The sequence below is a fragment of the Stenotrophomonas sp. genome, from assembly GCF_032056425.1.
Classification (GTDB): domain Bacteria; phylum Pseudomonadota; class Gammaproteobacteria; order Xanthomonadales; family Xanthomonadaceae; genus Stenotrophomonas.
This window is the reverse complement of the sequence record NZ_DAMBCN010000005.1, coordinates 57,635-70,113: the sequence shown is the minus strand read 5'-3', so window position 1 is coordinate 70,113 and position 12,479 is coordinate 57,635. Positions and strand designations below refer to the sequence as shown.

The window sequence follows — 12,479 nt, the reverse complement described above, 5'->3', positions numbered from 1 at the left end:
GCGGGCCAGCAGATGCTGGTCATCCACCCGCCGGTAGTGGATGCGCTGCGGGAAATCATTGGCCTTGTTCTCGAACACCGCGTTGTCCGCGTCCACCTGCGTGGCGCTGAAATCGGTGGAGTCGCGGCCGTTGGGCAGGGCGGTGAACACCAGGCGCCCGTCGGCGTGCTGGCGCAGCTGCATGAACTCGAATCCCACCGTCTGCCCGTCGCGCACGGTACGGCTGCTGCCCAGCAGGGTGCCACCGGCCAGGCTCGACCACTGCTCGCCGGATCCGCTTGGCGCGCCCTGCAGCTGCCAGCAGCCACTGAGCCATTGCAGCCGCGTGATGGGGGCCGCATCGGCGGCGGCCGCCGTGGTGGCGGCCAGCAGCAACGGCAGGCTGGCCAGCAGAGTCCGGATCGACATGGGCGCTTCCCTGCGTGATGAGGTGGAGCCTGTATAGCCCTGCGCCGGCGCAGCGGCCAGTGCCCTGCGCGCGTCGGCCGATTCCGATACGATCTGTCGTATAGATTGGTGTCCTGCTTGATCCGGAGTCTGTCCATGGTCGACCGCCTTGCCATCCTGCTCGACCGCTTTGCGGTCACCGCGTCGGTCTTCCACGCCGGTGCCCTGTGCGGCATCAACACCCTGCAGGGCGAGGACGAGGTCGGCCAGCTGCATCTGGTCCGGCGCGGGCCGCTGCAGGTCAGCCACGGCCAGCAGACGCTGCAGATCGACGCGCCCAGCCTGCTGCTGTACCCCCGGCCGATGCCGCATCGCTTCCACACCGATCCGCAGCACGGCGCGGACATGGCCTGCGCGAACCTGTCGTTCGAGGGCGGGCGGCTGAACCCCATCAGCGCCGCATTGCCCGACGTCCTGTGCATGCCGCTGGCCGATCTGCACGGCGGTGGAACCGCATTGGATCTGTTGTTCGAGGAGGCTTTCGAGCAGCGTTGCGGTCGCGCGGCGATGGTCAACCGTTTGTTCGAAGTGGTGATGATCCAGGTGCTGCGCCAATTGATGGAAAGTGGCGACATGCGCGGCGGCCTGTTCGCTGGGCTGGGCCACCCGCGGCTGCGGCTGGCCCTGGTGGCGATGCACGAGGCGCCCGCCCAGGCCTGGACGCTGGAAACCCTCGCCGATGTGGCGGGCATGTCGCGCAGCGTGTTCGCCGCCAGTTTCCGCCAGGCCATGGGCACCACGCCGGGGCACTACCTGCAGGGCTGGCGGGTGGGGCTGGCACAGCAGGCCCTGCGCCAGGGGCGGCCATTGAAGATCATTGCCGACGAAGTCGGCTATGGCAGCGAGGCGGCGCTGTCACGCGCCTTCAAAGCGCACACCGGGCAGTCGCCACGGCAGTGGCGCGGCCAGGCGCGGGCAGCGTAGTCCTCAGCCCAGCACCATCCGCCCCAGTTTCATGCCGGCAAACAGGCCGGCCACGCCCAGCGCAACCGAGCCGCCGGCATACAGGGCGGCCAGGCCGTGTTGCCCGCGCTGCAGCAGCACGCCGATGTCCAGCGCATAGGTTGAAAACGTCGTGTAACCGCCGAGCACGCCGGTGGCCAGCAGCAGCCTGAGCTGCGGCGACGCCCCCTGGCGCAGTGCAAAGGCTTCCACGACCACGCCCATCAGCAGTGCGCCGCTCACGTTCACCAGGAAGGTGGACCAGGGCCATCCACTACTGCCCGCGACGCGCGCGCCCAGCAGATTGCAGGCATGGCGCAGGCAGGCGCCGGCGCCGCCGCCCAGGAACACCAGGAAATAGTTGTTCAATGTCTGCATGATCGGCGCATGCTACCAGTGGCGATGGCGTCAGGGCAGCGAGGTCATCACCACGCGCGCGACCTTGGTGCGGTGCAGTCCTTCCATCAGCAGGTCGTGCGCCATCAGTTCCAGTGCGGCGCGGCGGCGGTAGTCAACGGTCAGCCCGCGCTGCTCCAGCAGGCGCGCCACGATCTCGCAGGCCGTCTGCCAGACATCCAGATAGGCCTCGCTGGGCATGTACATGTAGGCCGAGCCATGCTCGGCCACGCCGCGCCCTTCCGGCCCCAGCAGCAGCTCGCGCGGGTCAAGCTTCACGGCATCGGCGATGCGGAACAGCTGCTCGGCCTTCACGTGGCCGGGTTTGACGTGGTCGTTGAGCCAGTTGCTGATCGTGGCCGTAGTGGTGTCTGCGGCGCGGGCCAGATCGGCCGGGCGGGGGTGCCCGGCATCTTTCATGGCGGCGGCAAGTCGTTGTCCGAGAGTGTTCATCTATGCAAGCCAGCTTAACGCGTGGATGCAGAAGAGTCCTTGCCGCACCATCGGTACGATTGATGAATGGAGCGGCGCATGCCCGATTTCTGGAACAAGCGACAGGTACGTGCACGGCTGGGGTTCCGCACCGATGCGGAACTGGCCAGATTCTTTGGTGTCAGCCGTTCTGCCGTGTCCCAATGGCCGCGGGACTACCCGATTCCGCCGCTGCGGCGCTACATGCTGCAGCAGCGTTACCCGAATCTGTTTCCGGTAAATCGGTACCCTGAAGACGAAACGATCTGATTGGCGACATTGGATGGCAGATTCAGCACGCTACGCTGAAATCGCTAAGTACACTTAACAAGATAGAGAGCTTCAATCGGCGACGCGTGGTCGATGGGGGCCTTGGCAGAGGCGCCGCGAAGAATGTCGTCTCCAGCCCGAACTGGTTCGTAGGGCATAACCATGAACCATTAATAATTTCAATCGAAAAACGTGCAGCCTGTAATTGACCTGTCGTGAAAATTGTGACTAATTGGCATCAACCGGTTGTGAAGGCCGGGAGTGGCAGCAGCAGGATCACAAGTGGTCGTCCGTCATTGATGCAGAACAAGTCCAACGGAGGTCGTATGGAATACGGCATGCATGGCTTGGCTGAACGGGTACGCCGCGAACTGGAAGCCAGCTACCACAGACACGGATGCGGCCCCGCGTTCTGGGATACCTACCAGCAGGTGCTCAACCGGCTGGTACCGCAGGGCACTGCGCGCACCGAAGTGACCAACGAAATGGCGCTGATCATCGAGCAGCTCGGCATCGTGCGCCGGGCGCAACTGGTGCCGCCGGACGCTGATCGTACGCGTTGATTCACAGCAGCCGCCAGGCACCACATCCCAACAGCGCCAGCAGCATGGCCAGCAGCCCCAGTGTGCGGGTTCGCCACCATCGCCGTGGCTGGCCTGCCATGGTCTGCGGGCTGCAGTAGCGCACCAGCGGGGCACCGAAACCCGCGTCCAGCTGCCGCGCGGCACAGGCATCCAGGCAGGCGCCACAGGCCAGGCAGTCGGCCTGCGGGCCGTGGCGGATGTCCAGCTGCATCGGGCAGGCGGCCACGCAGGCCGCGCAGTCCAGGCAGTCGCCCAGGCGATCGTCCGGGAACGACGGCAGCGGCCCGGCCAGCAGCGGATGCGCGGCACGGAAGACGTAGTCCTGTGCGGTGGTCGCATCCAGCAAGCCGCGACCGCGTTCCAGCACGCCGCCCAGCCCGGCCGGGCGCCGGCCGCGGGGTTCGCCGCGCGGCGCGTCGTACAGCATGCGCGGGGTGTGCGGATCGGTCAGCAGCGGCTGCATGCGCGCGAACGGGCACAGCGAACGACACACCTGTTCGCGCAGGAAACCTGCGTTGCCCCAGGTGGCGGCCGCGTAGAACAGCACCCAGAAGGTCTCCCAGCCGCTCCAGCCGGCGTGCGGGGCGGCGGCGAGCAGTGCGCGGATCGGGCTGAACAGGCCAACGAAGGTCATCCCGGTCCACAGCGACAACAGCAGCCACGCCGTCTGCGTGGCGGGGGCCGCAAGCGACGCCGGCAGGGCGCGCCGGGCCGCCCGCGCCAGCCCGTCGAAGGCCGCCGACCACAGCGTCTGCGGGCAGGCATGGCCGCACCACACCCGTCCGGCCAGATGGGTCAACAGGGCCAACGCGACGGCGGCCACCGCCAGCAGGCCCAGCAGCACCCCCACGTCATCGGGCCACAGGGTCCAGCCGAACAGGTCGAAGCGGCGTGCGGCCAGATCCAGCAGCAGCGCCTGGCGTCCATTCCACTGCAGCCACGGCAGGGCGTAGAAAAGCGCCAGCAGGCCCACCCGCAGGGGGCCGCGCCAGTGCCAGTGGCGTGAGCGGACGGGCGCGCTCATCCCAGCGGCAGCTCGTCGTCGTCCTCAGCCATGGGACGCAGCAGGTACCCGGTCACAGCGCTGGCCAGCGCGGTGACCGACCAGAACATGAAAAAGCCCACGCTGTAGCCCAGCTCACGGCTGATGGGCGTGCCTGGGAAGCTGATCGCCTGCAGGCGCAGCGGATCGACGAAGGCGAAGAAGATCACGCTGGCCAGGCCGGCGGCGACGAAGCTGGGCCACAGGATCGCGCCCCAGTGCTGGATCAACCGCTGGCGGCGGCTGGAATGCGGTGTGTTCATGTGGGTGCGGGCTCGGGGTGGAGGGCGGCGCGTATACTTCGCCGTGGCGGGCGCGGCATGCGCGGGGCGTGGGTCCTGCAAGCGCGTCAGCCTATGCGCGGTGCCCGGCGCTGACATTGATCTGGATCAACGGTGGCGGTGAAGGCTGGCACCACACTGCTGCAACGCTTCTGGTGCCCCTGCATGAACGCAACGTCCCCGCCTGAGATTCCCGCCGCGTCGCTGGAGCTGTGCAGCGAAGCCGAGGTGACCCGACTCGTCCACGATTTCTACGCGCGGGTGCGCCAGGAAGACCGCCTGGGCCCGGTGTTCGGCGGGCACGTGCACGACTGGCCCGAGCATCTGCAGCAACTGGTCGATTTCTGGTCGGCCATGCTGCGCGGAACCCGTCGCTTCAAGGGCTCGCCCATGTCCAAACACATGGCCATCGCCCTGGACAAGGACCTGTTTGATCGTTGGCTGGTGCTGTTCCGGCAGACCACGGCCGAGTGCAACAACCCCCCCATGCAGGCGCTGGCCGACGACGTGGCCGCGCGCATTGCCGACACCTTCTGGCGCCGCTACCAGATGCTGCGCTGGCCCCAGGTCGGCCTGCCCGTGCTGGGCGTTCCCACCCGCGATTGATCTGGGTCAAGGCGTGCGGCCGGCGGCAGAGTGATGCTGGGCCCATGGACACGTTCTCTCCCGCCGCTGGTGGCCTGGCCTGGACCTTCGACCCTGAACTGCTGCGCCGGCATGACCGGCCCGGGCCGCGCTACACCTCGTACCCGACTGCGCCCCATTTCCACGACGGCTTTGATGCCGCGGCACTGCGCCAGGCCATCGCCGACAGCAATCCGCTGGCGCGCGCGCTGTCTCTGTATGTGCACGTGCCGTACTGCAGCAGCCCCTGTTTCTACTGCGGCTGCAACCGCGTGATCACCCGTGACCGCAGCCGCGGCCACAGTTACGTAGCACGTGTGCTGGCCGAAGCCGATCTGCTGGCGCCGCAGTTCGCCGACGGTCGCGAGGTGATCCAGCTGCACCTGGGCGGCGGCACGCCGAACTTCCTTGATGCCGAGGCGATGACCACCCTGGTGGAAGGGCTGCGCAGACGCTTCGACTTCAGCGAATCGGCCCATCGCGATTTTTCCATCGAACTGGACCCACGCTTCATCGACGTGGGCGACGTTGCGCTGCTGGCGCGGCTTGGCTTCAACCGCGCCAGCCTGGGCGTGCAGGATTTCGACCCGCAGGTACAGCAGTCGATCAACCGCGTGCAGGGCGTGCGGCAGACCCTGGACATCCTGCATGCCTGCCGTGACAGCGGCATGCACTCGGTGAACGTGGACCTGATCTATGGCCTGCCCGGGCAGACGCTGGAAGGCTTCGGGCGCACGCTGGAACTGGTGCTGGCCCTGCGCCCGGACCGGTTGGCCGTGTATGGCTATGCCCATCTGCCGCACCTGTTCCGCGCGCAGCGGCAGATTGACGAAAGCCGCCTGCCGTCGCCGGAAGACAAGCTGGCCCTGCTGGGCCTGGCCGTCGAGCGGCTGTCCGCTGCGGGCTACCAGTACATCGGCATGGACCATTTCGCCCTGCCCGAAGAAGACCTGTCGCGCGCGCAGCGCGCCGGGCAGCTGCATCGTAATTTCATGGGCTATACCACCCATGCCGATACCGATCTGCTGGGCCTGGGGGTGAGTGCGATCAGTCACGTGGGTGCCACTTACAGCCAGAACCCGCGCGATCTGCCCGCCTGGGAGGCGGCCGTGGATCAGGGCCAGCTGCCGGTCTGGCGCGGCGTTGCGCTGACCGCCGATGATCAGTTGCGCGCTGAACTGATCCAGCAGCTGATGTGCCAGGGCGAAGTGGATGGCGCGGTGCTGGGGCAACGCCACGCTGTGGATTTCGAGCAGTACTTCGCCGAGGACCTGCAGGCCGTGCAGCGGCTGCAGGGCGACGGACTGGCCGAGTACCGCGATGGGGTGGTGCGCGCCACCGAGCCGGGCCGGCCGCTGCTGCGGTTGCTGGCGATGTGTTTCGACCCGTACCTGCGCGCGCAGCAGCAACCGCGTTACTCGCGGGCGATCTGAGCGGTTACGTCATTCGGCCCGCAGCGGGCCGTACTGGCGGGCGACATTGATCGGGCCGCCCACGCTGCGCCACAGCAGTGGCCAGTCACCGGGCTCGCCGCCGATGCAGTTGCGCTGCAACTGCAGAGTCTCGATCTGGAACTGCCGGCCATCCCAGCGCCAGCTGGCTGCGTGGCCGCAATCGGCGGCGCCGCGGAACAGGGTGGTTTCGGCCAGGCGGCCCTGCGCGGCATCGAAGCGTGGCCAGCCCAGCCGCGGCAGCACGAAGCGGGTTTCATCGTCACTGACCGCCGGGGCGTCGGCCACCTCCAGCTGCAGTGGCCGTGTGTGCGGCAACTGACCGTCGGCGACCACGAAGGCCACCACGTTGGCGTTGTACATGCCGGCCTGGCAGCCGATGAACACCAGATCGTGGGTGGCGTCGATTGCCCAGGCATCGTCGTGCGCGCGGGACAGACTGTCGTCGTCCGCATCGCAGTGCTGCTGGGCCAATGCCGGTGCCTGCAGCCTGCGCAGAGCGGCGATGAGGTTCGCGCGCGCGGTCGCCGACAGCACGCGCCGGGCAAACGCCGGCGTCGACAGGGTGGGCAGGGCGTCGCGCAGGTGTGCCTGCGCCGTCGCGTTTCCGGGCCGCAGACCATCGTCGGTGCCGCTGCGCCCCTGCGCACGGTCGAAGGCCTGCAGCAGCGCGTCCACCCCGCTCAGCGAAATCGATTCGATGTCCTGTGCGCCGTTATTCAATACGTGGCCGCCGCGCAGGCTCTGCAGGCGAGCGCGTACGGCCGCCATGCCGGTCCATTGCTGGTGCCCGGGTGCCAGCACACGGCCGGGATCGTCGAAGGCGGGGGTCTCACCATCGACCCGCCAGTGCGGCGCGGAAACGCCCGGCGCGAACAGTTCAAGCTGCGGCACGCTGCGCAGGCCGCCCGCGCGGCTGATGCGCAGGTGCCCGGCATAGCCCACCGCGCGGGCCACGGCCACGCAGTCATTGCGGTTGTCGCAGGTCAGTTGCCAGTCGCCCAGGTCGCTGTAGACCGGTGTGGCGGCGCGCGCGCTGGGGGCAAGCACCAGCAACAGCAGCAGGCACATCCTGTGCATGGGAATCCTTGGTTGGCCTGGGTGGTGCCCGGAGCCGGAATCGAACCGGCATGGGGTTGCCCCCGGCGGATTTTAAGTCCGATGCGTCTACCAGTTTCGCCATCCGGGCCTGCAGCGCGCGCAGATTGTAGCGGAATCGGCCGGTCCGGCACCGGCTAACGCAGGTTTTACGCGCGCCGCGCCGCTGCCCGCTACAGTCCGCCAACGCACACGGGAAGGGCGACATGGCGATGCAGTGCACACGAACGATCGTCTGCGGGCTGTGGATGCTGCTGGCGGCGGGGCCGCTGGCGGCACAGCAGGGGCCGACACCGCCCGATGGCGTGGTGGACATGGCCACCGTGCAGGTGACCGGCGAACAGCCGGGCCCGGGTTTGTGGAAAGTGACGGCGCCGCAGGGGCATGTGATGTGGATCCTGGGCATCGTTTCGCCGTTGCCCGCCGGCGTGGAGTGGCGTCCCGACGAGGTCGAGCGCACGATCGCGGGGGTTGACCATGTGCTGGGCGAGCCGGGCTTCAAGGTCGATCCGCAGGTGGGTCTGCTGAAGGGCCTGACCCTGCTGCCGCTGGCCCGCAGGACCGCGCGCGACCCCCAGGGGCGCACGCTGCAGCAGGTGCTGTCGGCGCCGACCTACGCTCGCTGGCTGCAGCTCAAGCAGATGTACCTCGGCACCGATCGCAGCGTCGAGAAGGAGCGTCCACTGGTAGCGTCCGGGCGCCTGTACCAGGCCTTCCTGAAACGCAACGGGCTGCGCGATGGCAAGCAGGTGGACAAGGCGCTGCAGCGGCTCTACAAGGTGCGTGGCCTGCAGCCGGAGGTGCTGAAGGTCACGCTGAAGATCGATGATGCACGCGCCACGCTGAAGGAACTGCAGGTGACCGAGGTCGACGACCGCGCGTGCTTCGAGCGCACGCTGGATACCGTCGAGTTCCAGGCACCGGTGCTGCGCGAACGGGCCAACGCATGGGCGCTGGGCGATGTGGCCGCGCTGCGGCGCCTGTCCGGCTCGACCATGGCGCAGACCTGCCGCGAAGTGCTGCAGGACTCGGCCTTCGTGCGCCGTCGCGGCTGGAGCGATCTGCCCGAGCAGGTGCGCCAGCGTTGGTTGCAGGGGGTGGACCGCGCGCTGCAGCAGCACGCGGCCACCTTCGCCACTGTGCCGGTCAGTCTGCTGCTGGGCGAAGGCTATCTGCAGGCGTTGCAGCAGCGCGGCTACGTGGTTGAAGCACCGCCGGAGTAGCCCTCGTAGGCAGCGCGTCAGGTTCGTGTCATAGTCCCATTCATCCACCAGGGGGATGGGCCATGTCGTTGCACGCGTTTGCCTACGTCAGTACAGCCACGGAAGGGCTGGACGTGCCTGCGCTGGACGCGTTGCTGGCCGATGCCACCGCCTTCAATCGCATGGCCGGGGTCACCGGCGTGCTGATGTACGACGGCACCCGGTTCCTGCAGTACGCCGAGGGCCCGCGGGATGGCCTGGCCTCGGTGCACGCCCGCATCGTCAATGCGCGTCGGCACAGCTGTCTGACCGAACTGGCCGCAGGCCCGTTGCGGGCGCGATGGTTTCCGCGCTGGACCATGGCCAACCGGATGATCGAACCGGGAGCACTGGCCAGTATCGTGGCAGCGCCCTGGCAGGGCTTCGACAACGATCCGTACCGCCCTGGCACCGGCTTCGCGCTGCTGCTGCGTTCGTGGATGGGCGGGCATGGCGAACTGGAACCGGCGGCGGTCAGTCTGGGCTAGGGCGCGCGCGGGCGTGACCTGCGATGCCTGGGGCCGTTACTCTTGCAGGCATGATTGACCGCCTGTGGATGCCCGGATGAGCCCTTGCCCCTTTTCGATGCCCCTGGGGCTGTGCGCATGAGCGTGGCGATCCGTGCAGCGCTGGCGCCGGCGCCCGCCGTGATCGGTCTGGGCTATGTCGGCCTGCCGCTGGCCGTGGCCTTCGGCCAGCAGCTGGCAACGCTGGGCTTTGACATCGACCAGGCGCGGATCGCTGAGCTTCGTGGTGGCCAGGACCACACCCTGGAAATGGAGCCGGACGAACTGGCCTCTGCCACGCAGTTGCGCTACAGCAGCGACCCGGCTGACCTTGATGCGTGCAATGTCTACATCGTCACGGTGCCCACCCCGATCGATGCCTACGAGCAGCCGGACCTGGAGCCGCTGCGTTCGGCCAGCCGGTTGATTGCCGGCCACCTGCGGCCGGGGGATGTGGTGGTCTACGAATCCACGGTGTATCCGGGCACTACCGAGGAAGTGTGCGTGCCGTTGCTGGAGCAGGGCTCGGGCCTGCGCTTCAACCAGGATTTCTACTGCGGCTACAGTCCGGAACGGGTAAGCCCGGGTGATCGCGCGCGGCGCCTGTCGGACATCCGCAAGATCACATCCGGCTCCACGCCCGAGGTCGCGGCGGTGATCGATGGCCTGTACCGGCAGATCATCCGTGCCGGCACGTTCCCGGCGCCCTCGATGCGCGTGGCCGAGGCGGCCAAGGTGGTGGAGAACATCCAGCGCGACGTCAACATCGCCCTGGTGAACGAGCTGGCCCTGATCTTTGACCGGCTGGGCATCGACACCCAGGACGTGCTGGATGCCGCGGGCAGCAAGTGGAACTTCCTGCCGTTCCGGCCGGGTCTGGTCGGTGGCCATTGCATTGGCGTGGACCCGTACTACCTGCTGCACAAATCCGAGAGCGTGGGCTACCACCCCGATCTGATCCACACTGCGCGCCAGGTCAATAACCGCGTGGGCGAGCATGTGGCGGCGCGGGTGCTGGCGATGCTGGACGAGCGCGGGCGCAGCCCGGCGCAGTCGCGCATCCTGGTGCTGGGCGTGACCTTCAAGGAAGAGTGCCCGGATCTGCGCAACAGCCGCGCGCTGGAGCTGGCCCAACGTCTGTGCGAAGGCGGTGCACGGGTCGATGTGAGCGATCCGTGGGTGGGGCCCGCAGCGCTGGCCGATACCGGCGTGCAGTGGTTGCAGCAGCCGCAGGCGGGCGCGTACGACGCCGTGGTGCTGGCTGTGGCGCACGCCGCGTTCACCGCGCTGGACGAAGATCAGATCCGCGCACTGCTGGCACCGGGCGGGCTGGTGTACGACGTGAAGTCAGCGTGGCCGCGCAGCGTGGTGGATGATCGCCTCTAGCGGGCGTACACCTGCCACGCGGTAGACTCGGGGCAGTTGCAACCGAGGAACGCCATGCACCGCTACATTGTCTTCGTGCTCGCCATCCTGATGCTGCCGGTCAGCCTGTGGCTGGCCGCGCTCTGGCCCGCCTGGTACTGGGGTGTGGGCCTGTCCGCGGCGATGGTGGCGCTCGGCTGTTGGGATGTGCTGCAGAAGCGCAGCACCCTGCGGCGCAATTATCCGGTGATGGCCCATTTCCGTTACGGCCTGGAATCGATCGGCCCGGAGATCCGCCAGTACTTCGTGCAGAGCGACCTTGAGGACGTGCCGTTCTCGCGCCAGCAGCGCGCGTTGATCTACCAGCGCGCCAAGAACGAGATGGACACCGTGCCGTTCGGCACCCTGCGCAGCACCTATGCCGTGGATTACGAGTGGATCAATCACTCGCTGGCGCCGACTGCCATCGGCAAGCACGACTTCCGTGTGCTGATCGGGCCGACCTGTGCGAAGCCGTATTCGGCCAGCGTGTTCAATATTTCAGCGATGAGCTTCGGTTCGCTGTCGGCCAATGCGATCCGCGCGTTGAACGACGGTGCTCGCCGCGGCGGCTTCTACCACGACACCGGCGAAGGCTCGATTTCGCCCTATCACCGCGAAATGGGCGGTGATCTGGTGTGGGAGATCGGCTCGGGCTACTTCGGTTGCCGCGACGAGAAGGGCGGCTTCAGCGAAGAGCGCTTCGTTGCCAACGCGACCCACGATCAGGTGAAGATGATCGAAATCAAGCTGTCCCAGGGCGCCAAACCCGGTCACGGCGGCGTGCTGCCGGCGCCGAAGGTCACCGCGGAGATTTCCGCGACCCGTGGCGTGCCGATGGGCGTGGACTGTGTCTCACCGTCGCGCCATTCAGCGTTTTCCACACCGGTGGAGCTGCTGCAGTTCGTTGCGCGCCTGCGCGAACTCTCAGGCGGCAAGCCGGTGGGCTTCAAGTTGGCCATCGGCCATCCGTGGGAATGGTTCGGCATTGCCAAGGCCATGCACGAGACCGGCCTGCTTCCCGATTTCATCGTGGTGGATGGCGCCGAGGGTGGTACCGGTGCGGCACCGGCCGAGTTCGTCGATCACGTGGGCGTGCCCATGCATGAGGCCCTGCTGCTGGTGCACAACACCCTGGTCGGGCTGGACCTGCGCGAGCGCATCCGCATCGGTGCGGCGGGCAAGATCACCAGTGCGTTCGATATCGCCCGCACCATCGCGCTGGGTGCGGACTGGTGCAATGCGGGTCGTGGCTTCATGTTCGCGCTGGGCTGCATCCAGTCGCTGAGCTGCCACACCGACAAATGCCCTACCGGCATCGCCACCCAGGACCCGGCGCGCTGGAAGCACCTGGATGCACCGGACAAGGCCACGCGCGTCTACAGCTACCACGAGCACACCCTGCACGCCTTGAAGGAACTGCTGTGCGCGGCAGGTCTGAATGATCCGGCCGAACTGGGGCCGGAGCACATCCTGCGTCGCGTTTCGCCGGTCGAGATCCGTTCGCTGGCCACGCTGTACCGCTACCTGGAACCGGGCGAGCTGCTGCACAAGGTGCCCGACCACGCGGTCTTCCATGCATTCTGGGCCGATGCACGCAGCGATTCGTTCCAGCCGCCGGCGCGCATCCAGGCGCTGCGCGCCAGCAAGTCGCGCTAGCCTCGGTTGTAGAGTCGAGCCATGCTCGACTGCTCCCATTGATCGCAATGCATTCGAGCATGG

The 12,479-nt window shown here is 67.6% G+C and carries 14 protein-coding genes, 1 tRNA gene and 1 pseudogene; 9 read left to right on the top strand and 7 right to left on the bottom strand.

What is annotated here, in order from left to right:
* Nucleotides 1–6: 6 nt before the first annotated feature.
* A pseudogene (locus tag RTY46_RS05730) lies at nt 7–408 on the bottom strand (DUF6265 family protein); the annotation flags it as partial.
* Between the two features lie 135 nt (nt 409–543).
* Here RTY46_RS05730 and RTY46_RS05725 point away from each other — a divergent pair.
* Nucleotides 544–1,371 carry an AraC family transcriptional regulator gene (locus tag RTY46_RS05725; protein ID WP_312707126.1) on the top strand — a complete coding sequence of 276 codons (828 nt, stop codon included), beginning with the start codon at nt 544–546 and terminating at the stop codon, nt 1,369–1,371.
* A gap of 3 nt (nt 1,372–1,374) precedes the next feature.
* On the opposite strand, the gene crcB is transcribed toward RTY46_RS05725, so the two are convergent.
* Together crcB and RTY46_RS05715 are read right to left on the bottom strand one after the other, a co-directional pair.
* Nucleotides 1,375–1,767, bottom strand: a complete 393-nt coding sequence (gene crcB / locus RTY46_RS05720; protein WP_312707124.1) for a fluoride efflux transporter CrcB — start codon at nt 1,765–1,767, stop codon at nt 1,375–1,377.
* A gap of 30 nt (nt 1,768–1,797) precedes the next feature.
* Nucleotides 1,798–2,238 carry a helix-turn-helix domain-containing protein gene (locus tag RTY46_RS05715; RefSeq protein ID WP_312707122.1) on the bottom strand — a complete coding sequence of 147 codons (441 nt, stop codon included), beginning with the start codon at nt 2,236–2,238 and terminating at the stop codon, nt 1,798–1,800.
* A 78-nt stretch (nt 2,239–2,316) separates the two neighbouring features.
* On the opposite strand from RTY46_RS05715, the gene RTY46_RS05710 reads away from it, so the two are divergent.
* Both RTY46_RS05710 and RTY46_RS05705 read left to right on the top strand, forming a co-directional pair.
* Nucleotides 2,317–2,526 carry a hypothetical protein gene (locus RTY46_RS05710; protein ID WP_312707120.1) on the top strand — a complete coding sequence of 70 codons (210 nt, stop codon included), beginning with the start codon at nt 2,317–2,319 and terminating at the stop codon, nt 2,524–2,526.
* A gap of 326 nt (nt 2,527–2,852) precedes the next feature.
* Nucleotides 2,853–3,089 carry a hypothetical protein gene (locus RTY46_RS05705; RefSeq protein ID WP_108749200.1) on the top strand — a complete coding sequence of 79 codons (237 nt, stop codon included), beginning with the start codon at nt 2,853–2,855 and terminating at the stop codon, nt 3,087–3,089.
* A gap of 1 nt (nt 3,090) precedes the next feature.
* On the opposite strand, the gene RTY46_RS05700 is transcribed toward RTY46_RS05705, so the two are convergent.
* Together RTY46_RS05700 and RTY46_RS05695 are read right to left on the bottom strand one after the other, a co-directional pair.
* Nucleotides 3,091–4,134 (bottom strand): 4Fe-4S dicluster domain-containing protein, encoded by a 1,044-nt coding sequence (locus RTY46_RS05700; protein WP_312707118.1) that lies wholly within the window; start codon nt 4,132–4,134, stop codon nt 3,091–3,093.
* Nucleotides 4,131–4,415, bottom strand: a complete 285-nt coding sequence (locus tag RTY46_RS05695) for a hypothetical protein (RefSeq protein ID WP_108752715.1) — start codon at nt 4,413–4,415, stop codon at nt 4,131–4,133. Before RTY46_RS05695 ends, RTY46_RS05700 begins: the two co-directional genes overlap by 4 nt.
* 183 nt (nt 4,416–4,598) lie before the next feature.
* Here RTY46_RS05695 and RTY46_RS05690 point away from each other — a divergent pair, with 183 nt between their 5' ends.
* Both RTY46_RS05690 and hemN read left to right on the top strand, forming a co-directional pair.
* Nucleotides 4,599–5,039: a group III truncated hemoglobin gene (locus RTY46_RS05690; protein WP_312707116.1), complete on the top strand. Its 441-nt coding sequence runs from the start codon at nt 4,599–4,601 to the stop codon at nt 5,037–5,039.
* Between the two features lie 44 nt (nt 5,040–5,083).
* On the top strand, nt 5,084–6,490 hold the full coding sequence (gene hemN, locus RTY46_RS05685) for an oxygen-independent coproporphyrinogen III oxidase (protein WP_312707114.1): 1,407 nt from the start codon (nt 5,084–5,086) through the stop codon (nt 6,488–6,490).
* A 9-nt stretch (nt 6,491–6,499) separates the two neighbouring features.
* On the opposite strand, the gene RTY46_RS05680 is transcribed toward hemN, so the two are convergent.
* Both RTY46_RS05680 and RTY46_RS05675 read right to left on the bottom strand, forming a co-directional pair.
* Nucleotides 6,500–7,588, bottom strand: coding sequence for a DUF1176 domain-containing protein (locus tag RTY46_RS05680; RefSeq protein ID WP_312707112.1), 1,089 nt, complete (start codon nt 7,586–7,588; stop codon nt 6,500–6,502).
* 22 nt (nt 7,589–7,610) lie between these two features.
* Nucleotides 7,611–7,697: transfer RNA gene (locus RTY46_RS05675), tRNA-Leu, on the bottom strand.
* A gap of 115 nt (nt 7,698–7,812) precedes the next feature.
* Here RTY46_RS05675 and RTY46_RS05670 point away from each other — a divergent pair.
* From RTY46_RS05670 to RTY46_RS05655, 4 genes are all read left to right on the top strand, one after another.
* Nucleotides 7,813–8,829, top strand: coding sequence for a TraB/GumN family protein (locus tag RTY46_RS05670; protein WP_312707110.1), 1,017 nt, complete (start codon nt 7,813–7,815; stop codon nt 8,827–8,829).
* A gap of 62 nt (nt 8,830–8,891) precedes the next feature.
* A complete protein-coding gene (locus tag RTY46_RS05665; protein ID WP_312707108.1) occupies nt 8,892–9,335 on the top strand; it encodes a BLUF domain-containing protein in 444 nt (147 codons plus the stop codon).
* Between the two features lie 117 nt (nt 9,336–9,452).
* Nucleotides 9,453–10,739, top strand: a complete 1,287-nt coding sequence (locus RTY46_RS05660) for a nucleotide sugar dehydrogenase (RefSeq protein WP_312707106.1) — start codon at nt 9,453–9,455, stop codon at nt 10,737–10,739.
* Nucleotides 10,740–10,793: 54 nt separating this feature from the next.
* Complete coding sequence (locus RTY46_RS05655; protein ID WP_312707104.1) at nt 10,794–12,416, top strand: FMN-binding glutamate synthase family protein; 1,623 nt, start codon at nt 10,794–10,796, stop codon at nt 12,414–12,416.
* The last annotated feature ends 63 nt before the right edge of the window (nt 12,417–12,479 follow it).